Here is a 20,105-nt window from a genome sequence, read left to right as displayed (position 1 = left end):
GAGGTGCTCGCGCGGCCAGCGGGCCGACCGGCCTCCCCACGTTTTGCCTGCTCGTCAGCGGCGATCCTGGCGGTATGGCGAATCCCATCGAGGTACAGAAGTTCCTGAAGGGCATCGACTACCCCGCGGACCGGCGCACCCTCGTCACGACCGCACGCCGGGAAGGCGCCTCCGAGGAGGTGTTGACCGCGCTGGAGCACATCACCGACCGGTCCTATGACGGGCCCAACGCGGTTTCTCAGGAAGTCACCCACGCGTCGTAGGCCCGGCCGCCGCGAGCGCGCGTCGGTGCCGCTGCGCCTCGCGGTTCCGCGGTGCCACGGGTGCCACGGGTGCCCGAGGAGGTCTTTCGTGAGCACGTCAGCGTCCCCATCCACCCCCGCGCGCCGAGTCGTCGTGGTGGGCGCCTCCGGCAATGTCGGCACAGGCGTCGTCGCGGCGCTCCTCCGGTCGGACGGCATCGCCCACATCACCGGCGTCGCCCGGCGGCCGCCGGCCAGGTCGGCGGCGGCCAGGTCGGCGGCGGCCAGGTCGGCGGCCCCGGCAGCGGCGGAGAAGATCACCTGGGCCTCGGCCGACATCAGCCGGGACGACCTGGTCGGGGTCTTCGAGGGCGCGGACGTGGTCATCCATCTGGCGTGGCTGTTCCAACCCACGCACAATCCGACGACGACCTGGTCGACCAATGTTCTCGGCAGTATCCGGGTCTTCGACGCCGCGGCCCGGGCGGGCGTACCGGCCCTCGTCCACGCCTCGTCGGTCGGCGCGTACTCGCCGGGGCCGAAGGAGGAGCCCGTCGACGAGAGCTGGCCGACCCATGGCTGGCCGGGCGCGGCCTACACCCGGGAGAAGGCCTACGTCGAACGGGTCCTCGACACCTTCGAGCGCGATCATCCGGCGATGCGGGTGGTCCGGCTGCGGCCGGGGTTCGTCTTCCAACGGCTCGCCGCCAGCCAGCAGCGCCGCCTCTTCGCCGGGCCGTTCCTGCCCGGCGGGCTGGTCCGGCCCGGCGTGGTGCCGGTGGTTCCCGACCTTCCCGGGCTGAAGTTCCAGGTCGTCCACGCCGAGGACGTGGGCGAGGCCTACCGGCTCGCCGCCGAGCGGCAGGTGCGGGGCGCCTTCAACATCGCCGCGGAGCCCGCGGTCGACAGCCAGCTGCTCGCCGAGGCTCTCGACGCCCGCACCGTGCGGGTGCCGGCCCGGGCGGCCCGCGCCGCACTCGCCGCGGCCTGGCGCCTGCACCTGGTACCCGCCGCTCCCGGCCTCCTCGACGCGGTGCTGCACCTCCCCCTCATGGACACCACCCGCGCCAGCACGGAACTCGGCTGGGTGCCCGGGCACGACTCCAGGGCAGCGCTGCGCGACCTCCTCACGGGCCTGCGGGCGGGTGCCGGCGGGGATACCGCGGCGCTCGCGCCGAGCACCCCGGCCGGCCGGGTCCACGAGGTCCTCACCGGAGTGGGCCAACGCGCCTGACGCCGCACCTGACAACGCGCCTGGCAACCGGCGGTCACGCCCCCCGGGCAGACCGCGCGACGCGACGAGTGAGAGGAGACAGGAATGGTTACCACTGTCGCCGAGGTGATGACCCGAGACCCAGCGAGCGTCCGGCCGGACCAGTCCCTCGCCGAGGCCGCGCGGACGATGCGCGAGACCGACGCCGGCGACGTGCTCGTCGTCGACGACGGTCAGCTGGTCGGCATCCTGACCGACCGGGACATCGTGATCAGAATCGTCGCCGAGGACGGGGACACGTCCACCGCGAAGGTCCGTGAGGCCTGCAGCGCTGAGCTGGAGACAGTCACCCCGGACACCGGGATCGATGACGCCGCCGAGCTGATGCGGCTGCGCGCCGTCCGGCGGCTACCGGTGGTGGAGGGTTCGGACCCCGTCGGCATCGTCAGCCTCGGCGACCTCGCGATCGCACGGGACACCGAGTCGGTGCTCGGCCAGGTCAGCGCGATGCCCGGCAACCGCTGACCGCAACCGCCGACCGCCAACCGCGACGACGGCGGCGGCGGCGAACCGAGGGCAGGCAGGCACAACGCTGGGGGAAAGGTAAAGCCGATGAACCAGGACGAGCTCGTCTCGGCTGTCCGTGGGGCCAGCCGGATCGACACCGTCGAGCACACCGAGGCCGCCGTGCGGGCGACCTTGGCAGTGCTCGGCGAACGGCTGTCCGGCGGAGAGACCAAGGACCTGGCCTCCCAGCTTCCCCCGGTTTTCGCCCGGGTGCTGCCGCCGACCGGCCGGGGTGAGCGGTTCGGGATCGAGGAGTTCTACCGCCGCGTCGCCGAACGGGAAGGCACCGAGCGGGAAGGCACCGAGCAGGAAGGCCGTGGTTGCGACCAGGCGCATGCCCGCCAACACGCCCGGGCGGTGGTCGCGGCGCTGAAGGCGTCGATCAGCCCGGGAGAGTTCGAGGACGTCGCCGGGCAGCTCCCGAACGACTACGCCGATCTGCTGGGCCGCGAGCCGATCATCCACTACTGACTGGTCCGGCCGGCGCCCCCGGCACCGGTGCCGGCCGCGGCCAAGGTGTATTCCGGCCGTTGCGGGGCAGAGCTGGTGAGCGGTCGGAGATCGCTGACCGCTTTGCCGGAGGAGGAACGACACCGATGACACAATCGCCCGGGTCGACCGTTGCGGACAAAGTGACGGCAGTCGCCGCCCCGGTGTGGAAGAAGATGGCCGTACCGCGCGGGGGCCAGCGGTGAGTATGGGTAAGAAGCTCGCCTACAAGCCCGTCGGCATGGCCGGCGGCATGCTCGCCGGCGCCGCCTCGGGGTTCCTGGTGAGGAAGAGCTGGGCCGCGATCGCCGGCGAGGAGGAGACCCCTGACCCGCTGCGGCTCGACCACGGCTTCGGCGAGATCATCCTCGCCGCGGCGCTGCAGGGCGCGGTCTTCGCCGCCACCAGCGCCGCGATCAACCGGCTGGGCGCGCTCGGGTTCCGGCGCGCGACCGGAGTGTGGCCCGGAGACTGAGCGCTGAGCGTCTCAGCCCTGCCCGCTCGGCGTCCCGGCCCTGCCCGCTCGGTGTCTCGGCCCTGCCCGCTCGGTGTCAGCCACTGTCCACAGGTGAATTGATCGGCGGGCGGTCATCCACAGCCCGCGGCCGCGACGCCCTCAGCACCGTCGGTCCGAGGACACTGGGCGCATGTTGCCCGACCTCACGGTCGCCGGGGCGGACCTGCCCGTCCGGGCCGCCCTGCCAGCGCTCGTCACTGCGCTGACCGACGGTGCTGCCCAGCCCGGGTCGGGCCGCGCCGGCGGAGCCGCGGTCCTGGTGGCCCCGCCCGGCACCGGCAAGACGACACTCGTCCCGCTCGCGCTCGCCGACCAGGTCTCCGGCCGGGTCCTGGTCGTCGAGCCGCGGCGGATCGCCGTCCGTGCCGCGGCCCGCCGGATGGCCGGCCTCGCCGGCGCCGGGGGCGGCGCTGGCGAGGAAGCGGTGGGCGGCGCGGTCGGGTACACGATCCGCGGCGAGCGCCGGGCCGGGCCGTCCACCAGGGTCGAGGTGATCACCACGGGCGTGCTCGTCCGGCGGCTGCAACGCGACCCCGAACTGCCCGGTACCGACGCGGTCGTCCTCGACGAATGCCACGAACGGCACCTCGACGCCGACCTGGCGCTCGCGTTCCTGCTCGACGCCCGCGCCGCCCTGCGCCCCGACCTGCTGCTGCTCGCCGCCTCCGCGACGGCCGACACCCGGCGGCTGGCCGCAATGCTCGGCGCACCCGGCCAGCCCGCCCCCGTCGTCGGGACGGACGCCTCGATGTACGACGTCGAGGTGGTCTGGGCACCCCCACCAGGGGTGATCACCCCGGCGCACGGCCTGCGGGTCGACCCGAGGCTGCTCGACCACGTCGCCGCCACCGTCGGGCGCGCGCTGCGGGAGACGTCCGGTGACGTGCTCGTCTTCCTGCCCGGGGCCGGTGAGATCACCGCCGTCGCCAGCCGGCTCGCCGGGCACCGGGGCGCGGTCGACGTACTCACCCTGCACGGCCGCCAGACCGGCGGTGCGCAGGACGCGGTGCTGCGCACCGGCCCGCGGCGACGGGTCGTGCTGGCCACCGCGGTCGCGGAGAGCAGCCTCACCGTGCCCGGCGTACGGGTCGTCGTCGACGCCGGCCTGGCCCGCTCCCCGCGGATGGACCATGCCCGCGGGCTGGGCTCGCTGGTCACCGTGCGGGTGTCGCGGTCGTCCGCCGGGCAGCGCGCGGGCCGGGCCGGCCGGGAGGCACCGGGCCGTGTGTACCGATGCTGGTCCGCCGCCGAGCACGACCGGCTGCCCGCCCAGCCGGAACCGGAGATCGCCGTCGCGGACCTCACCGCCTTCGCCCTGGAGCTGGCGGTCTGGGGCCATCCCGGCGGTGCGGGCCTGCCGCTGCTCAGCGACCCTCCCGCCGGTGCGATGGAGGCCGCCGGGCTCTCGCTGCGGGCCCTCGGCGCCGTCGACGAAACCGGCCGGGTTACGCCGCGAGGGCGTTCGATCGCCCAGGTCGGGGCCCATCCGCGGCTCGCGCGGGCGCTGCTCGACGGCGCCCGGGCCGTCGGTGCCCGCCGCGCGGCGGAGGTCGTGGCGATGCTCTCCGGGGACGGCCCGGCGGGCGGCCCCTCCGACGACCTCGCCGCCACGTGGCGCCGCCTGCGCAACGACACCGACCGGGCCGCGTCCGCCCGCTGGCGGGAGGAGACCCGCCGCCTGCGCGCGGTCACGGAAGCCACACTCGCCGAACCCGACAAACCCGACGAACTCGGCGAACTCGGCGAAGCCGCGGCCCGGGGAGCGGGCGGGCTGCCCGACGATCTCGCCGCCGGGCTGGTGGTCGGCCTCGCCTTTCCGGAGCGGCTCGCCCGGGCCCGCGCCCCCGGCAGCTCGAACTACCTGATGGCCGGCGGGACGGGCGCCGAGCTCGCCGCGGGCTCAGCGCTCACCGGAGCGGAATGGCTCGCCATCGCGGTCGCCGACCGCGGGCCCGGCCGGACGTCCGCCCGGGTGCGCCTGGCCGTCGCCCTCGACGCGGCCACCGCCCGCGAGGCGGGCGCGGTGCTGCTGCGAACCGAGGACGAGGTCGCCTGGTCGGGCGGCGACATCGTCGCCCGCCAGCTCGACCGCCTCGGCGCGATCATCCTCGCCGAACGCCCGGTGGCCCGCCCCGACCCGTCCCTGCTGCGGGCCGCGGCGCTCGCCGGGCTACGCGACGCGGGGCTGCCCGTGCTGCGCTGGAACGCCGACGCCCTCGCCCTGCGCGACCGGCTCGCGTTCTGCCACCGGCTGCTCGGCGCTCCCTGGCCCGACGTCACCGACGCCGCCCTGCTGGACTCCGCCCCCGACTGGCTCGGGCCGGATCTCGACGGCGTGCGCCGCCGCGCCGACCTGGAGCGCGTCGACGCCGGCCGGGCGCTACGCCGGCTGCTGCCCTGGCCCCAGGCCGCCCGGCTGGACGAGCTTGCACCCGAGCGGGTGGCGGTGCCGAGCGGCTCCCGGGTGCGCCTCGACTACAGCGGCGCCAGCGGCGCTGCCGGCCCCGTGCTGGCCGTGAAGATCGCCGAGGTGTTCGGGTGGGAGCGGCTACCCGTCGTCGCCGACGGCCGCGCGCCGCTGGTGCTCCACCTGCTGTCGCCGGCGGGGCGCCCGGTGGCGGTGACGAGCGACCTGGCGTCGTTCTGGCGCACGGGCTACCCCCAGGTCCGCGCGGAGCTGCGCGGCCGCTACCCCCGCCACCCCTGGCCGGACGACCCGACCACAGCCCCGCCGACCCGCCGCGTCGCCCCCCGCACCCGTGGCCGCTGACCGCTCAGACCACGCACCCCACCACCGGCTATCGGCTCCGCCGGGCCACGAAGACCGACCGCGAAATAGGGAGATCCCTACACGGTTCCACTTGCCGAGACAATGATCTTCTTTGAGGTCCGGCCGGACTGGCTGCCGAGCTTCTCGACCGCCTTGACGACATCCTCACCCTCGACGACCTCGCCGAACACGACGTGCGCCCCGTCCAGCCAGGGAGTGACGACCGTGGTGATGAAGAACTGTGAGCCGTTGGTGTTCTTCCCCGCATTTGCCATGCTGAGCAGGAAAGGCCGGTCGTGCTTCAGCTTGAAGTTCTCGTCGGCGAACTTCTCACCGTAAATGCTCTTTCCGCCCGTGCCGTCACCACGGGTGAAGTCGCCGCCCTGGAGCATGAATCCGGGGATTACCCGGTGAAAAGGCGACCCCGCGTAACCGATGCCGTGCTCGCCGGTGGCCAGCTCACGGAAGTTGCGGGCGGTTTTGGGCACCACGTCGTCGTACAGCTTGAACTCGATCCGCCCCAGCGGGCTTCCATCAGCGGTGATGTCAAAGTAAACGTTCTTGGTCATGACCACATGATCCCATCCTCACGATGGATCTTCAGCTCGGGTCGGCCGCCGCGCCGGCCCCACCCACCGGGCGCCCCGTCGTCCCGCCCGGCGAGCGCATCAGCGTGGTGGTGGTGCGATACCCCCTCAGCGGCCGCGAAGCGGGCATGGCTATACCCCGACGCCGCGGATCCCGACCTGGTCACCATCCGGGTGGCCCGCGGGTGAGGCGGCGAGGTGAGCCCGCACCGGCGTCNGGACCGTCGGCGATTCAGCGCACGGAAACCNGCTGCGCGCTGTTCGGCGTCCGCCGCCGCCCATTTCCGGGAGGGGCGGTGTGGCGACGAAGTCCGCTGCGTTCCCGCTCAGTCAACCCGCCCCAGATGCCGTGCGGTTCCGCCGCCTCCACTGCGTAGCCGAGGCATTCTTTCCGCACCGCGCAGCCAGCGCAGATGCGCTTGGCCGCCGCTTCTCGCCGTTCCTTCGCACGTGCGTCGAGACCCTCGGGAACGAAGAAGAGATCCAGGTCGGCCTGGCCGCAGGCGCCAGCCGACTTCCAGGACAACAGCGGCGGAACGCTCACCTGCGGCATCGGCCCCTCCGGGGCCGGCGTGGGAACTCGGGTCATCTCGGGCCACACCTCACTGTTCGGGAAGGATGCCGACTGCGGCTGTTCCCTGCTTCGGGCCGCGAAACCCGCCGCGGGCCGGAATCTGTGCCATCCGCCCTTTCTGTACCGCGCCGCGGGGTCTGAGCGCCGCCCGAAGGGAGACGTGTGGGGTGCGCCGCAGCCGGGTATCCGGCGAAACGACCGGGGCTCGTCAGCTGCGGTGATCAGCAACGGCGGCCCCTCAGGACATGACCATCACTGTCGGTGCCGGTGCCGGTGCCCTCAACGACGGTCGAGGCCCAGCGCCCCGGGCCAGCGCCCGGAGCCTGAGGAAGGGGGTACGCGCGTGCGAAGGACCACCATGACGACGGGCGGCCTGTGCTGCCTTCCGCCGCCAGCGACCGCGCCTCCAGCGTCCAGCCCGAGCAGCCCGAGCAACCCGTGACGGCATCCTCGGATCCGGTGAACCNCCCGCCAGGTTGGCGCGACGCACTTCGGCTGGCCGACCTCGTTCACGGCAGGCTGGTCGAGTCCGGCAGGACGGTGGCTGTGGCCGAATCCCTCACGGGTGGTCTGATCAGCGCCTTTCTCACCACTTCTCCGGGGACGAACGTCACCTTTCGCGGCGGGTTGGTCGTCTATGCGACCGACCTGAAGTGCACCGCGGCCGGCGTGCGTCCCGAGGATCTGGAACGCCACGGGCCGGTTCATCCGCTCATCGCGGAGCAACTCGCCTCAGGTGCACGCGAACGGCTGTCCGCCGACTACGGTGTCGGCGTGACGGGGGTGGCAGGTCCTGGCGCGCAGGGCGGGCGGCCCGTGGGTGAGGTGCTCGTGGCCGTCGGGTCAGCCGCGGGCACATCGGTCAGACGTCACGAGTTCGACGGCGACCGCGACGCCGTGCGGATCGCGGCCGCCGCGGCAGCCCTCGGAGACCTGGTGGATGTCCTCGACTCCGCTGCCGTGGAGACTCACCGGGACCGCTCGCGCGGGAGCGACTGATGCCGTAGACCTCACATCAGGGGGACGATTTCAGGAGGCGGCGTGCGGCTCGGAGGATTCGGGGCGATCCACAGTCACGGTCTGGTGCGGGTCGCCGCGGCAACCCCGGTCGTCGCGACCGCCGACCCGGCTCGCAACGCCGCCGCGACGATCTCGCTCGCGCGGCAGGCCGACGCGGACGGTGTGGACCTGGTCGTCTATCCCGAACTGGGTCTGTCGTCGTACGCGATCGACGACCTGTTCCTGCAGGACGCCCTTCTGGACGGCGTGGAGGAGGCGGTGTCGGCGGTCTGTGAGGCTACCCGCGACCTCGGCCCCCTCCTGCTGGTCGGCGCGCCCATCCGCTGCCGCGGGCGGCTCTACAACACCGCGCTGGCGATCTCCCGCGGGACCATCCTCGGCGTGGTGCCGAAGTCGTTTCTGCCCAACTATCGCGAGTACTACGAGAAACGATGGTTCGCGTCGGGTGCCGGTGTCACCGGCCAGGAAGTCACGATCGCCGGGCACACCGTACCGTTCGGCACCGATCTGATCTTCGCCGCGACGGACCTGCCGGAATTCGTGCTCGGTATCGAGATCTGTGAGGACTACTGGGCGCCGATCCCGCCGTCCTCCTACGCGGCGCTGGCCGGCGCGACGCTGCTCGCCAACCTGTCGGCGTCGAACATCGTCGTAGGCAAGTCCGCCGATCGCGCCCACCTCTCCGCGGCCCAGTCGGCACGTGCCATGGCCGTCTACGTCTACTCGGCCGCGGGTACCGGGGAAAGCACCACCGACCTCGCCTGGGACGGTCAGGGCACGGTCCACGAACTCGGCGACCTGGTCGCCCAGTCAGAACGGTTCGCGCAGGACGCGCAGCTCCTCGTCGCCGACGTCGACCTCGCCCGGGTACGCCTGGAGCGGATGCGAACCGGGACGTTCAACGACAACGCCGTCGCCCAGGACCGTCCTGAACGTCGCTTCCGAACAGTCCGCTTCCCGCACCGGCCGCACCGGCGGGACGTCGGGCTGCGGCGCTCCCAGCGCCGTTTCCCGTTCGTTCCCGACACCCGCGAGCGTCTCGACCTCGACTGCTACGAGGCTTTCAACATCCAGGTGCACGGCCTCGCGCGGCGGTTTCAGGCGACCGGCGGCGGCAAAATGGTGATCGGTGTCTCCGGCGGGCTTGACTCGACCCACGCACTGATCGTCGCGGCGAAGGCCTGCGACCGGCTGGGTGTCCCCCGTACCTCGATTCTCGGGTACACAATGCCCGGCTTCGCCACCGGGGAGGAGACCAAGGCGAACGCCTGGGCGCTGATGCGCGCGCTCGGCATCGAGGCCGCGGAGCTCGACATTCGTCCCGCCGCCCGCCAACTGCTCGCGGACCTCGGGCACCCGGCCGCGCGGGGGGAGTCGGTGTACGACGTCACGTTCGAGAACGTGCAGGCTGGCCTGCGCACGGACTACCTGTTCCGACTGGCCAACCAGCGGGGCGGCTTCGTCGTCGGCACCGGCGACCTGAGCGAGTTGGCGCTGGGCTGGTGCACCTACGGTGTCGGCGACCAGATGAGCCACTACGCCGTCAACGCAGGTGTACCGAAGACCCTGATCCAGCACCTCATCCGGTGGACGGTGACCACCGGCCAGTTCGACGAGGCCACCGGCGCGCTGCTGACCGCGATCCTCGGCACCGAGATATCACCGGAGCTGGTGCCNGCCGACGCGGAGACGGGCGCGCTGCAGAGCACGGAGGACCGGATCGGACCGTACGAGCTGCACGACTTCTTCCTGTTCCACATTCTCCGGTACGGGCTGCCACCGTCGAAGGTCGCATTCCTTGCCTGGCACGCGTGGCGCGCGGCGGACGCGGGCCGCTGGCCCGCCGGCTTCCCGGAGGAGCAACGGCGGGCCTACGATCTGTCGACCATCGTTCACTGGCTGGAGGTATTCCTCCATCGCTTCTTCGAGCTGTCGCAGTTCAAACGCTCCGCACTGCCCAACGGCCCGAAGGTCTCGGCGGGCGGCGCGCTGTCCCCTCGCGGGGACTGGCGCGCACCATCGGACGCGAGCGCGGCACTCTGGCTGAGCGAGCTCAAGAAGAACGGGCCGGCGACCTGAGCCTGCCGACCAGGTCCGTACCAGGGCCAGGATTTCCGCCACCAGGTCGCCCGCCGTCCGCGCCCAGGACACCGCCATGGTCAACATACCTCGGTCGGAGTGCGGGGCTCGCGTCAGGACACCACATACGCCGCCACGACGGCCTCGACCAGATCGTCCCACCGCGCCGAGGCGACCAGTCGGTTCGCGGTGAGCAGGGTCGCGATCGTCGTGTCGTCGCGAAGGAGGCGGTGCTCGTAGACAGCCAGCGCCCCGCGGTTCCCGTCGCGATCGACGGGGAAGACACCCATCCCGTAGTAGGCAGACTTGTCCTCACCTGGTGACGGGAATCCGTCGTGGCCGTCGTACGGCCGGCCGCGCAACCCCCGGGGCGGCGACATCAGATCTTTCTTACGCACCTTGTCCGTCGTGCCCGGGTCGGTCGAGGGCCGGCCGTCGATGATGCTTTCACACCATTCACCGAAGGTCGGGCCGTGCTCCGTCAGGTCCCAGAATTCGGTGGCGGCGGGACCCAGGTCCGAGTCCGACCAGCCCAGCCCCGCATACTGGACGNCCGGCGGCGTGGCGTTCGGGNCCAGCGGGTCGGCCCGGTACGGGAAGGGCAGGAGCCGGAAGTCCTTCGGCTCGTTGTACGGCCATATCAACCACTCCAGGACGCCCGGCGTGATATTGGCACTCTTTCCTTCGGGGATCGCGGCGAACATCGCATGGAAATCGGTGCGATGCAGGAGCTCGAACAGCGACTTCGGCGAGTCCCGGTCGACCACGATACGCACGTTCACGCCTCNACCGACTCCGAACCCGGCGCCATTCAGGTATTCACTGTCGAACTGGAACACCCGCGCGGAGTGGCGGGCGCGGGCCGTGACAGGCCGCCCGTCCGGTGTCACCTTGAAGTCGTTGACCTTCAGGTTCTTCGTCCGCAGCACGAGGTATCGGCAGGCCCAGAGGAAGCCGTCCAGCTCGCTTGACGCGGGAACCTTGAAATGCTCCTGAACCTGCTTGCCCTGTTCCTCCATACCCTTCAGATCGCCCACCGTCAGGGCACCGCCGACATTGATGAGGGCATCGGCGATGAACCNCCGCAACTCCGCCAGCGGAATCCCGACGGTGAACTGCGGCTGCGCTTCGAACGACGGGTTGTCGATCTCCGCGCTGCCGGTGCGCTCCCATCGTCCACCCGCGTATTCCGCCCCCTCCACGAAGGAGACGATCTTGCCATTGCGCTGCGCGTCCGCCCGNAGTTCGAACGAGAGGCGCATTGCCTCCTTGATCGCTTCCTGTGCCATCGCCCGGTCCCGACAGGGCACGGTGACGAACTCTAACTCGGACTTGTCCGGGTGGTCGACGCACTCATCGCCCTCGAGGGTGACCAGCCTGGACCNCCAGGCAACCTCGCGTGGCTGCACCCCCGACAGGAACGTGTTCGCATTTGTCTGCAGCTCGAAACCGAACATCCAGATACCCCCGAAACGGCTGGACTGGCGGCGACCAGCCCGACTGTATTGGTCGACCCTCGGGCCGAGAGCGGATATCGAAAAAAAGGCGATCCGCCAGCCGTCCGGGTAACCGGATCACCATTTTTGGAATATTGACGGACAATATGTCGGAGTCGCCGGGGCGGGGCTGGCTCCNCCCGACGGCGGCACCCGCCGCGGCGGACTTCCCGATGGCGACACCGCCCCTGCCACCGGACCCGGCGTAGAAAATTTTCGTCGACGTGGGGGGTGCCGAGCGCACGGCTCCGAGTTGTCAGGCGGTCGGGTTCCAGCGGGCGATGACGTCGAGGGTGGGCGCGGTCGCGGTGCCACGTGGCTCGGCGACGAGGTCGGCGGACTCGGCCACCTCGGCCACGTCGTCGATGGTCTTCACCGGGCGGCCGGCGGCTTCGGCGAGCAGGAGCGCGCGCGTCAGCACGCCCTTGGTCTGCTTCGCCTGGTAGCTGAGCGGACGGCGGACCCAGCGCCCGTCGACGAGCTTCTCGGTCAGGGCACGCACCGGCAGGGCGCCGGCGCGGATCGGCCCGGAAAGGGATGGCACGGTCGCGTAGTCCGACGAGCGGAGGTCCACGACGAGGTGCTCGCCGACGGCGTCGACGGCAGCGACAGCGGCGACAGCAACGGCACCGGCGGCGTCCGGGGCGCAGGCGAGCAGCAGGTCGGGCAGGGCTGGCGCGAGCCGGGCACGCCAGAAGGCCCCGAGCCCGGTCGGTGCGGTGCGCCCATCGAGGCCGGGGATCGCCGCCGCCATGGCGACCCGGTGGTCGGGCACCGGTTCGGTCGCGCCGAGGAGGCCGAACGCCCCGTTGGAGACGAACAGGGCGTGGTCGGCCACCGCTCGCGCGGCTGGTGGCAGCGCCGCCGGCGCCAGCGCCTGGAAGAGGACTCCCGCGAACCGGTCGAGCGCCGGCATCGTCGGGGCGTCCAGCATCGCGACGTTGGCGGCCAGGTCGGCCTGCGCGCGCGAAGCCGGTAGCCGCAGCGCGACGACCGCCGCGGGCGGGTCGGCCCGGCAGAACGCCGCGACCGCCCGCACGACCTCCGCGCGGGCTCCCGCGAGTGGGCCGTGGCCGAACCCGGCCGCCCGCAGCGACGGCCCGTCGCCGCCGCCGGTCTTCGCCTCGCTCGGCGGCAGCAGGATCCGCACCTGTCCGACCTCTCTCACGATCTCGGCATCCAGACGTTCTGTGCTGCCACGCTACGGCGACCTCGGGACCATCGGTCTGGTGGCTTCCGCCGGCAGGCCCACTCGTCGCCTCGGCAGGCCCGCTCGTCGCCTCGGCCGCGCGACCCTTTCTCCTGTGCCATGATTGTCCGGCAGCCGACACAATGCCTTCCAGTCGTGCCGCCGACAGCGCCGGAGAGATTTTCCTGCTTTCTTCCACCCGGCTGCCGACCCGGTCTCCCGCTACGCACAAGTGCGTATTTTCGAGCAGCCCGCCGAACTGGTTATCTGACGTCGACGCAATCAGCCGCCGCACCCCGGAACCCCCGGAAGATTTTGGAAGGCCCCGGAAGACTCCAGAAGTCCGCGGAAGACGCCGGGAGACGCCGAAAAAGACGGTGCGGCATCATTGAGAAGAGGTCGACCAAGATGTCTCGTTCCCTCATCACCCGTTCCCGTCTCGTCATCGCCGCGTCCGCCCTGGCCGTCACCGGCGCGCTCGGCGGAACCGCGCTCGCCGCCGTCGGCGACGGCGCGGCGGACAACGTCGCGGACCCGTCGCGGGCCGCCGTCAGTGCCCCGACCGCGGACGCGCTGCCGATCGAGGCGCACCGCTTCGCGGTGATCGACTCGGGCGGCGCGGTCGTCCGGAGCAGCGCCGGTGTCACGTCCGGGCTAACCGCCGCGCAGAACGTCGAGGTGCTGTTCGACCGCGACATCCGCGGCTGCGCCTACACGGCGTCCATCGGCGGACGGGGGACCGACGTGCCGTCGCCCGGGTTCATCACCGTGTCGCAGCGGGGCGGGAAGGCCAACGGCGTGTTCGNGGCGATGCGCAACCCCGACCAGTCCAAGACCGTCCTGCCGTTCCACCTCACCGTCACCTGCTGACGACCACCAACGGGGCGTCCCCTCGGCCCGACCCGAGGGGACGCCCCGTTCACCGCACCACCAGCCAGCACATTCCTTTCAGGTACCCAGCACATTTTTTTCAGGTACGAGGTGACCCATGAACACCGCAGTCTCCTCCGGGACGGCACTCGCGCTCCGCTCGATCGAGATCATGGCCGGTGGCGACTTCGGCGACTTCACCGAGGTCGTGCACCCGCTGGCAACCAACCGGGAAAGTGTGGACGAGCCGCCGGACGCCCGCGGCCAGGGCCCGCGGGCCTTCCACGCGACCGCCCTGTGGCTGCGTGCGGCCTACGCCGACCTGCACTGGGAGATCCACGACACGGTGGAGCGGGGCGACCTCGTGGTGGTGCACTGCACCATGAGCGGCCGCCACGCCGGGCCGTTCGTCGCCTACGACGCGGACGCGCGGATCGAGCGGGTGTTCCCGCCGACCGGACGGACCTTCGCCACCACCCAGACCCACTGGCTGCGCCTGCGCGACGGCAAGATCATCGAGCACTGGGCGAACCGCGACGACCTGGGCACCGCCGCCCAGCTGGGCTGGATCCCGCCGACACCGCTCTACCTGCTCCGGTGCGCCCTGGCCACCCGCCGGGCCCGCAGGTCGACACCCGACGCCTGACCCGCCCGGCCCCCCGCGGGCCCCCGCGGGCCGTCGCGGGCCGTCAGGACGACCGATCCACCGCCGGAAAACGCGGATGACAGACCAGCGCCGCACCGGCAGAATCCAGGCAGCCAACTAGCCATGAAAGGACGAAAACAGCCGAGATGGCCGACGAGGACAAGGCAGGAAACGCCGGCCGAACAGGCGGCCGGAGGGCGGGACAGGCCGGCGAACGGCTACGCTCGGCGCGGTTCCCGCGCAGCTCCCGTTATCACCCCGACTGGATTACCGGCGCGGTCAGCGGCGGCGCGAACTCGCTGTGGCTGACCGAATGGCTTACCGAGGCCCTCGACCTGCGGCCCGGCCTGCGGATTCTCGACCTCGGCTGCGGCCGTGGCGCATCGTCCGTATTCCTGGCCCGGGAGTTCGGGGTGCAGGTCTGGGCCACCGACCTGTGGTTCAGCCCGGATGAACGCCTGGCCCGCCTCCGTGACGCCGGTGTCGACGCCGCCGTGTTCCCACTGCGCGCCGACGCCCGTTCACTGCCGTTCGCCACTGACTTCTTCGACGCCGTGGTGAGCATCGACTCGTTCGTCTACTACGGCACGGACGATCTGTACCTGAACTATCTTTCCCGGTTCGTCCGGCCGGGCGGCGCGATCGGTATCGCCGGCGCCGGGCTCGTCGACGAGTTCGACGGTCCGGTGCCGGACCATCTGCGCCCCTGGTGGGAGCCGAGCATGGCCTGCCTGCACTCCGCGGCCTGGTGGCGACGCCACTGGGAACGCAGCGGCGTCGCCGAGGTGACCCTCGCCGACACCATGCCGGACGGCTGGCTGCGCTGGCTCGACTGGCACCGCACCGTCAACCCCGACAACACCGTGGAGATCGACGCGCTCACCGCCGACCGGGGCCGCCACCTCGGCTACGTCCGCGCCGTCGCCCACCGCCGCACCGACGCGACCCCCGACGAGCCCATAACCGACATCCCACCGGCCTACACCGCCCACCCTCTCCTGCGCGACGACCCGCCGCCCGCCGACGCCGCCACCCGGCGGTAGGCCCACCCGCAATGCCGGACCCGCAGGTACCGGGCGCGGCGCCGGAGTACGGGTGGAGGGGTCAGTCCGCGAGCATCGCCAGGATCAGGGATCGGGCGCGGTCGAGCCGCTCCGACTGTTCCTCCAGGCGGGCGAGTTCCCCGCGCAGGGTCGCCGCGAGCTCGTCACACGGCACGACCCGGGGCGTCGCGTCCAGGGTGCAGGGCAGGACCTGGCGGATCGTCGCCACCGACAGACCCGCGCGGAGCAGCGCCTGAACCTTGGTCACGGCTTCTACCGCGGACTCCGGGAAGTCTCGATAGTCGTTCTCGAGGCGGTCAGCTACCAGCAGGCCGTGCGCCTCGTAGTGGCGCAGCGAGCGCACGCTGGCGCCGGTGCGCGCCGACAGCTCACCGATCCGCATCAGCCGGCCTCTCCTTGGCCGCGGCACATCCGCTCTGCCGCGCTTGACCCTGACACTGACGTCAGACTTTACCGTGAGCTACATGAACATCGGAATCTTCACCGCGGTGACCGACGAGCAGGTCAGGCCGGCAGCGCTGGCGCGTGCCATCGAGGAGCGCGGGTTCGAATCACTGTTCGTGCCAGAACACAGCCACATACCGGTACGGCGGGAGACGCCGTATGTCGATGGCGCCGAGATCCCCCGTGACTACTACCGCAATCTCGACCCGTTTGTCACTCTCACCGCCGCCGCAACCGCGACGACCCACCTTCGGATCGGCACCGCGATCGCCCTGGTGCCCCAACGAGACCCGATCCTGCTGGCAAAGGAGGCTGCCAGCCTGGACCTGATCAGCGACGGCCGGTTCGAGCTCGGCGTCGGCACCGGCTGGCTACGCGAGGAAATCCGCAATCACGGGACGGACCCCGTGACCCGGGTCGCCCTGACGCGAGAACGGCTCGCCGCGGTAAAAGCACTCTGGACGTCGGAACAGGCGGAGTTCCACGGCCGCTTCGTCGACTTCGACCCGGTCTACCAGTGGCCGAAGCCAGTCCAGCGGCCGCATCCACCAGTCTGGGTGGGAGGCTGGGGCCCGACGACCTTCCGCCGGATCATCGCTGACGGCGACGGCTGGCTCGCTCCGCCCATCGCGGTCGATGACCTGCTCCGAGGCGTCGGCGAGCTGGCCGCCGCAGCTGACCAGGTGGGCCTGCCCACACCGCCGGTGACCCTGCTCCTGACAGAACCGACCGAGGCCGCCGTCGAGAAACTGCTGCCTCTCGGCATTTACCGGATCCTGTTCGGGCCGCTACCCGTCAGCGACGCTGACACCGCCGTCCGCGCGCTCGACAGCCTCTGCATTCTCGCGCGGAGAGCCGGCATGGCCCCGGCGACCGTCTGAAAGCCTCTGCCAGTCCTTTGGCCAGTTCCAGGCCGGGACCTCGTGGACGGGCTTCACCCGTCCTCCGGAGACGAGGAAGCGCTCGACAGCCGTCGGACTCCCGATAACCGCCAGGCCGTNGCCGTCGCCGTCGCCGTCGCTGATCAGCTCGATGTCGTCATCCATCATCGGCTCCTGGATAATCTGTCGTACCTGGGGCTGGGGCAGTGTGCGCGGTGNTAGCCGCCTGACGGGAGCAAGGTCTCCCGAAAACCGCCCGGAGCGGGCACGTGCGGCGCTATTGACCGTCGATTGTCGTCGGCGACGCCTCGCGGTCCTGGTGGCGCACTCTTTCGAGGATCCGAACGGTGCTGGCGACATATTTTTCGAGGGACACCGAGAACCCCGACATGCGCCAGTGGCGGGAGATCGTTGAAGCCTACGGCGAGGCCGACATCGACCTGGGCAACTCGATGGGGCCCGCCATCTACTTCACGATGACCGCCCTGAGCCGAGCACTCGACGGGATCCGCGGCGACATCACCCCCGCCCGGATCACAGACGAGATCAAGACGGCGCCGAAGCTCCCGCTGCCGGCGGATCCCGCGGCGCCCGACATCCGCCGCCGGCATCGAATGGACGAAGCACCCGGGCCAGGGCGCCACCGATTTCTCCGGCGACCCGGCCTGCCGAGGCCGGGCGCCGTCGCTCTCCTCACCGCACGCTGCTGCCCGGGATCGCGCCGGTCAGCGCGGCTGCCTGGCGGCGGTGCGCCGCCGCCTCCGCCGGCCGGTTCCGCCGCTCCAGGGTGCGGGCGAGCAGCAGGTGCGCGTAGGGCTCCACCGGGTCCTGGGCGAGGACGCGGCGCAGCTCGGTCTCGGCGTGGGTGAGCTGGGCGGAGTGGTAGTAGGCCCGGGCGAGCAGCAGCCGGGCCGACAGGTGGCGCGGCTCCTCGGCGACGACGCCGGCGANGATGCGGGCGGCACCGGCGAAGTCCTGGGCGTCGAAGAACAGCGTCCCGCGCTCGTACTCCTCGGCCAGCGTGGTCGTGGTGTGGGTCATGGCGGCCCGTCCCTCCTCTCCGCCCGGGTGGGCGGTCGGCCTCACCCGGCGGTCGTGCCTGTTCCGTGGCTGCTGTTCGCGCCTGTTCCGTGGCTGTTCGCGCCTGTTCCGTGGCTGTTCTCCGCTCCCCCGCGGTGCTCCAGCACGGGGACGCGGCCCATCCGGCCCGCGTTGTAGTCCTCGACAGCCTGGATGATCTGCTCGCGGCTGTTCATCAGAAACGGCCCGTAATGGGCGATCGGCTCGCGCAGCGGCCGCCCGCCGAGCATCGGATCTCCTCGGCAGCCGCAGAGACAGTTTGATGACGTGTCATGCAAGTGCCCCAACCAGGCGGCGGCCCAGGGCATTCCCACCGCGCTCGTCGCCGCGCCGGACCTGGTGCGTACCGGCGGACAGCTCCGCCAGTGTCACCGCGCTGATCGCCATCTCGTCCGGAAGCTCGGTGACGTCGACTCAGCGGCGCAGGATCAGGATGTCGGTGTCCAGCAGGCCCTGGCNGGCAGGCTCACTGGTCATAGGCGCCCGTCGCCTCGTGGTCGGCCGCCGCATCCTGGTCGGCGCGGAACGCCTCCATGCCGGTGCCAGTGCTGTCCCTCGCATTGGGGGACGTGAAGGTGGCGGCTATCGCGGACTCTGGACACGGAATAATGACGGTTTTGCCGCGGGTACGGTCTCGGCGTCACGGCGCACTACGGCGAGGTCAACGAGCGGGCGAGAGCCCCGTCCAGAATCGCCGGTTCGAGGTGCTTGACCTCAACCGTGGTTCAGCTCTTAGCCTCAGAACATGATCTACACGGATCCCGAGCTGAATTATCTCACCGAGCATCCACTCGGACGGCTGGCGACCATTGGCCCTGACGGCGCCCCCCACGTCCNCCCCGTCGCCTTCCGGGTGGACCCNGCCAGCGGCGTCATCGAGATCGGCGGCCCTGACCTCGCCAGGAGCCAGAAGTTCCGGAATGTCACAGCCAACCCGAGAGTCTCGTTGGTGGTCGACGACCAGTCCGACTCTCCCAACCCGATCGGTCAGACCGGGCGAGGCNTCGAGATCCGCGGCCGAATCGAGATCGTCACCCAGGACCCGCCGCTCATCCCAGGCTTCAGCCGAGAGACGCTCCGACTGCGACCGAGCCGGATCATCAGCTGGAACATCGGGGAGTTCGTGCCGGCTGGACCCGGACGGCCACCGCATATGCAGGGCTACAACTCGCGCAATGTCCTCGCCCCGTGAGAACGCTCGGCGAAGACGGCGGACAGGCTCGGGTTCAAGAATTCACGCATCTCTCCTGCCCATGACGAGCCCGCCGCACTTGGGTGTCGACGGTCAGGTCCTGGCAGGTGACCCGGCCCGCTCGAGGTGCGTCTCTTCGACGATGGCGTCGGCGGTGAGCTGAGGCCGCGGGCCGGGGGATCGACCAGACCCAGGTACTGCAGGTCGTCGAGGTACTTTCTGATGAGTTCCTTCGACGGCGTATCCGGCTCCACGCCGGCCCGGCTCAGGGCGGCGGCGAACTCGCGTACGGACAGCCGGGTGGACGTCATTGTGGACTGGGGTGCGCGGTAGGGCGTCCAGGCTGCCTGGGGTGAACAGGAGTCAATGCCGTGCGCCGTTCCCGTCGGAAAGACGCGTCCCGCCGTCGAGGCGGATCACCTCGCCGTTCAGGTGGGGGTTGCGGATGATCGTCTCCGCGAGGAGGGCGTACTCCTCGGGCCTCCCCAGACGCTTCGGGAACAGGACGTCCTCGATGAGCAGCCGCTGAACCCGGGGATCGGAAAGGCGGGGTGTGGCGATGGCGCCAGGCGCGATCGCGCACACCCGCACGCCGATCGGTGCGAGGTCCCGCGCCATCGGCAGCAGCATCCCGACGATCGCGCCCTTGGCCGCGGCATACGGAACCATGGTCGCCTGGCCGTCGAACGCGCTGATGGACGCGGTCTGCACGATGACCCCACGCTGCCCGTCCTCGTCGGGCTCATTGGCGGCGAATGCCGACGCCGCCAACCGCGCGAGGTTGAACGGCCCGAGGACATGCAGGTCGAGGTTGGCGCGCAGGACCTCCTTGGGCATGACCGACCCGTCACGGTCCACCAGCCGCGGGCTACGGATTACGACACCGGTCGCGCTGACCGCGATGGAGAACACGCCAAGCGCCTGGGCGGCCGCGATCGCGGCGCCCACCGCGTCGTCGTCGGTGCTGTCGCCGGCCACGGCGGTCACCGCCGGGCCAAGCTGCGCGGCGAGCGCACCGGCCCGCGCGGTGTCGGGGTCGAGTACGACCACACCTACGCCCAGCTCGACGAGGCGACGCACCGTCGCCCCGCCGAGGCCGCCCGCGCCGCCGGCGACGACCGCGGCCCTGCCGTTGAGATCCATGACCCGCCCTTCCGCGACGTGCCCGCCCGCATCGCGGCGGGC

At 71.4% G+C, this 20,105-nt stretch carries 16 protein-coding genes and 9 pseudogenes; 16 read left to right on the top strand and 9 right to left on the bottom strand.

All coding sequences use genetic code 11. The features are described 5' to 3' along the window. Window positions 1-74 precede the first annotated feature (74 nt). From UG55_RS17925 to hrpB, 6 genes are all read left to right on the top strand, one after another. On the top strand, window positions 75-263 hold the full coding sequence (locus UG55_RS17925; RefSeq protein WP_066070380.1) for a DUF2795 domain-containing protein: 189 nt from the start codon (window positions 75-77) through the stop codon (window positions 261-263). 88 nt (window positions 264-351) lie between these two features. Further along, complete coding sequence (locus UG55_RS17920) at window positions 352-1,476, top strand: NAD-dependent epimerase/dehydratase family protein (RefSeq protein WP_066070377.1); 1,125 nt, start codon at window positions 352-354, stop codon at window positions 1,474-1,476. Between the two features lie 84 nt (window positions 1,477-1,560). Continuing rightward, a complete protein-coding gene (locus UG55_RS17915) occupies window positions 1,561-1,980 on the top strand; it encodes a CBS domain-containing protein (RefSeq protein ID WP_066070374.1) in 420 nt (139 codons plus the stop codon). 87 nt (window positions 1,981-2,067) lie between these two features. Further along, on the top strand, window positions 2,068-2,493 hold the full coding sequence (locus UG55_RS17910; RefSeq protein WP_066070373.1) for a DUF2267 domain-containing protein: 426 nt from the start codon (window positions 2,068-2,070) through the stop codon (window positions 2,491-2,493). A gap of 226 nt (window positions 2,494-2,719) precedes the next feature. Further along, window positions 2,720-2,986, top strand: coding sequence for a DUF4235 domain-containing protein (locus UG55_RS17905; protein WP_066070370.1), 267 nt, complete (start codon window positions 2,720-2,722; stop codon window positions 2,984-2,986). A 172-nt stretch (window positions 2,987-3,158) separates the two neighbouring features. Beyond that, a complete protein-coding gene (gene hrpB / locus UG55_RS17900; RefSeq protein ID WP_066070367.1) occupies window positions 3,159-5,798 on the top strand; it encodes an ATP-dependent helicase HrpB in 2,640 nt (879 codons plus the stop codon). Window positions 5,799-5,875: 77 nt separating this feature from the next. On the opposite strand, the gene UG55_RS17895 is transcribed toward hrpB, so the two are convergent. Beyond that, complete coding sequence (locus UG55_RS17895) at window positions 5,876-6,367, bottom strand: peptidylprolyl isomerase (protein ID WP_066070513.1); 492 nt, start codon at window positions 6,365-6,367, stop codon at window positions 5,876-5,878. A 267-nt stretch (window positions 6,368-6,634) separates the two neighbouring features. Then, the coding region (locus tag UG55_RS27540) for a WhiB family transcriptional regulator (RefSeq protein WP_131799245.1) at window positions 6,635-6,938 on the bottom strand (304 nt) is incomplete at its 3' end. A gap of 516 nt (window positions 6,939-7,454) precedes the next feature. Here UG55_RS27540 and UG55_RS47595 point away from each other — a divergent pair. The 4 genes and pseudogenes from UG55_RS47595 to UG55_RS30130 all read left to right on the top strand — a co-directional run. Then, window positions 7,455-7,958, top strand: coding sequence for a CinA family protein (locus UG55_RS47595; RefSeq protein WP_066070510.1), 504 nt, complete (start codon window positions 7,455-7,457; stop codon window positions 7,956-7,958). 42 nt (window positions 7,959-8,000) lie between these two features. After that, window positions 8,001-9,655, top strand: a pseudogene (locus tag UG55_RS17885) (NAD(+) synthase); the annotation flags it as partial. Between the two features lies 1 nt (window position 9,656). Beyond that, window positions 9,657-10,058, top strand: a pseudogene (gene nadE / locus UG55_RS38455) (NAD(+) synthase); the annotation flags it as partial. Between the two features lie 1,385 nt (window positions 10,059-11,443). Then, the coding region (locus tag UG55_RS30130; RefSeq protein WP_206779388.1) for a hypothetical protein at window positions 11,444-11,653 on the top strand (210 nt) is incomplete at its 5' end. A gap of 157 nt (window positions 11,654-11,810) precedes the next feature. Here UG55_RS30130 and yaaA read toward each other — a convergent pair. Beyond that, a complete protein-coding gene (gene yaaA, locus UG55_RS17875) occupies window positions 11,811-12,722 on the bottom strand; it encodes a peroxide stress protein YaaA (protein ID WP_242424694.1) in 912 nt (303 codons plus the stop codon). 1,009 nt (window positions 12,723-13,731) lie between these two features. Between yaaA and UG55_RS17865 the strand changes: the two genes are divergently transcribed. Next, window positions 13,732-14,259: an ester cyclase gene (locus UG55_RS17865; protein WP_066070352.1), complete on the top strand. Its 528-nt coding sequence runs from the start codon at window positions 13,732-13,734 to the stop codon at window positions 14,257-14,259. A gap of 146 nt (window positions 14,260-14,405) precedes the next feature. Next, window positions 14,406-15,302: a cyclopropane-fatty-acyl-phospholipid synthase family protein gene (locus UG55_RS17860; protein ID WP_083986934.1), complete on the top strand. Its 897-nt coding sequence runs from the start codon at window positions 14,406-14,408 to the stop codon at window positions 15,300-15,302. A 61-nt stretch (window positions 15,303-15,363) separates the two neighbouring features. Here UG55_RS17860 and UG55_RS17855 read toward each other — a convergent pair whose 3' ends face one another. Continuing rightward, a complete protein-coding gene (locus UG55_RS17855; RefSeq protein ID WP_066070350.1) occupies window positions 15,364-15,705 on the bottom strand; it encodes a MerR family transcriptional regulator in 342 nt (113 codons plus the stop codon). An 82-nt stretch (window positions 15,706-15,787) separates the two neighbouring features. On the opposite strand from UG55_RS17855, the gene UG55_RS17850 reads away from it, so the two are divergent. After that, the gene (locus UG55_RS17850; protein ID WP_066070505.1) at window positions 15,788-16,648 is read left to right on the top strand and encodes an LLM class F420-dependent oxidoreductase; all 861 of its coding nucleotides are present in this window, start codon (window positions 15,788-15,790) and stop codon (window positions 16,646-16,648) included. 693 nt (window positions 16,649-17,341) lie between these two features. On the opposite strand, the pseudogene UG55_RS17845 reads toward UG55_RS17850, so the two are convergent. From UG55_RS17845 to UG55_RS47585, 4 pseudogenes are all read right to left on the bottom strand, one after another. Next, window positions 17,342-17,598: pseudogene (locus UG55_RS17845) on the bottom strand (tetratricopeptide repeat protein); the annotation flags it as partial. A gap of 1 nt (window position 17,599) precedes the next feature. After that, window positions 17,600-17,689, bottom strand: a pseudogene (locus UG55_RS45495) (hypothetical protein); the annotation flags it as partial. A 131-nt stretch (window positions 17,690-17,820) separates the two neighbouring features. Further along, a pseudogene (locus UG55_RS47590) lies at window positions 17,821-17,958 on the bottom strand (pirin-like C-terminal cupin domain-containing protein); the annotation flags it as partial. Window positions 17,959-18,043: 85 nt separating this feature from the next. Then, window positions 18,044-18,186: pseudogene (locus tag UG55_RS47585) on the bottom strand (VapC toxin family PIN domain ribonuclease); the annotation flags it as partial. Between the two features lie 287 nt (window positions 18,187-18,473). Between UG55_RS47585 and UG55_RS38450 the strand changes: the two are divergent. The 3 pseudogenes from UG55_RS38450 to UG55_RS38435 form a co-directional block, all read left to right on the top strand. Beyond that, window positions 18,474-18,564 (top strand): annotated as a pseudogene (locus UG55_RS38450) (PPOX class F420-dependent oxidoreductase); the annotation flags it as partial. Between the two features lie 26 nt (window positions 18,565-18,590). Then, window positions 18,591-18,731, top strand: a pseudogene (locus UG55_RS38440) (PPOX class F420-dependent oxidoreductase); the annotation flags it as partial. A 1-nt stretch (window position 18,732) separates the two neighbouring features. Then, window positions 18,733-18,920, top strand: a pseudogene (locus UG55_RS38435) (PPOX class F420-dependent oxidoreductase); the annotation flags it as partial. Window positions 18,921-19,283: 363 nt separating this feature from the next. Here the strand turns inward: UG55_RS38435 and UG55_RS17825 are convergent. Continuing rightward, complete coding sequence (locus UG55_RS17825; RefSeq protein ID WP_066070337.1) at window positions 19,284-20,063, bottom strand: SDR family NAD(P)-dependent oxidoreductase; 780 nt, start codon at window positions 20,061-20,063, stop codon at window positions 19,284-19,286. Window positions 20,064-20,105 lie beyond the last annotated feature (42 nt).

Source organism: Frankia sp. EI5c (assembly GCF_001636565.1).
In the GTDB taxonomy this organism is placed as follows: domain Bacteria; phylum Actinomycetota; class Actinomycetes; order Frankiales; family Frankiaceae; genus Parafrankia.
Note: the sequence above shows the minus strand (reverse complement) of the source record. Positions and strands in the feature narration are given on the sequence as shown.

What these genes read in the sequence shown, in the direction of transcription:
- hrpB (WP_066070367.1), top strand. Translation starts at nt 3,159, where the DNA reads ATGTTGCCCGACCTCACGGTCGCCGGGGCGGACCTGCCCGTCCGGGCC.
- UG55_RS17910 (WP_066070373.1), top strand. Translation starts at nt 2,068, where the DNA reads ATGAACCAGGACGAGCTCGTCTCGGCTGTCCGTGGGGCCAGCCGGATC.
- UG55_RS17905 (WP_066070370.1), top strand. Translation starts at nt 2,720, where the DNA reads ATGGGTAAGAAGCTCGCCTACAAGCCCGTCGGCATGGCCGGCGGCATG.
- UG55_RS17860 (WP_083986934.1), top strand. Translation starts at nt 14,406, where the DNA reads ATGGCCGACGAGGACAAGGCAGGAAACGCCGGCCGAACAGGCGGCCGG.
- UG55_RS17925 (WP_066070380.1), top strand. Translation starts at nt 75, where the DNA reads ATGGCGAATCCCATCGAGGTACAGAAGTTCCTGAAGGGCATCGACTAC.
- UG55_RS17915 (WP_066070374.1), top strand. Translation starts at nt 1,561, where the DNA reads ATGGTTACCACTGTCGCCGAGGTGATGACCCGAGACCCAGCGAGCGTC.
- UG55_RS17895 (WP_066070513.1), bottom strand. Translation starts at nt 6,367, where the DNA reads ATGACCAAGAACGTTTACTTTGACATCACCGCTGATGGAAGCCCGCTG.
- UG55_RS17825 (WP_066070337.1), bottom strand. Translation starts at nt 20,063, where the DNA reads ATGGATCTCAACGGCAGGGCCGCGGTCGTCGCCGGCGGCGCGGGCGGC.
- UG55_RS17850 (WP_066070505.1), top strand. Translation starts at nt 15,788, where the DNA reads ATGAACATCGGAATCTTCACCGCGGTGACCGACGAGCAGGTCAGGCCG.
- UG55_RS17865 (WP_066070352.1), top strand. Translation starts at nt 13,732, where the DNA reads ATGAACACCGCAGTCTCCTCCGGGACGGCACTCGCGCTCCGCTCGATC.
- UG55_RS17855 (WP_066070350.1), bottom strand. Translation starts at nt 15,705, where the DNA reads ATGCGGATCGGTGAGCTGTCGGCGCGCACCGGCGCCAGCGTGCGCTCG.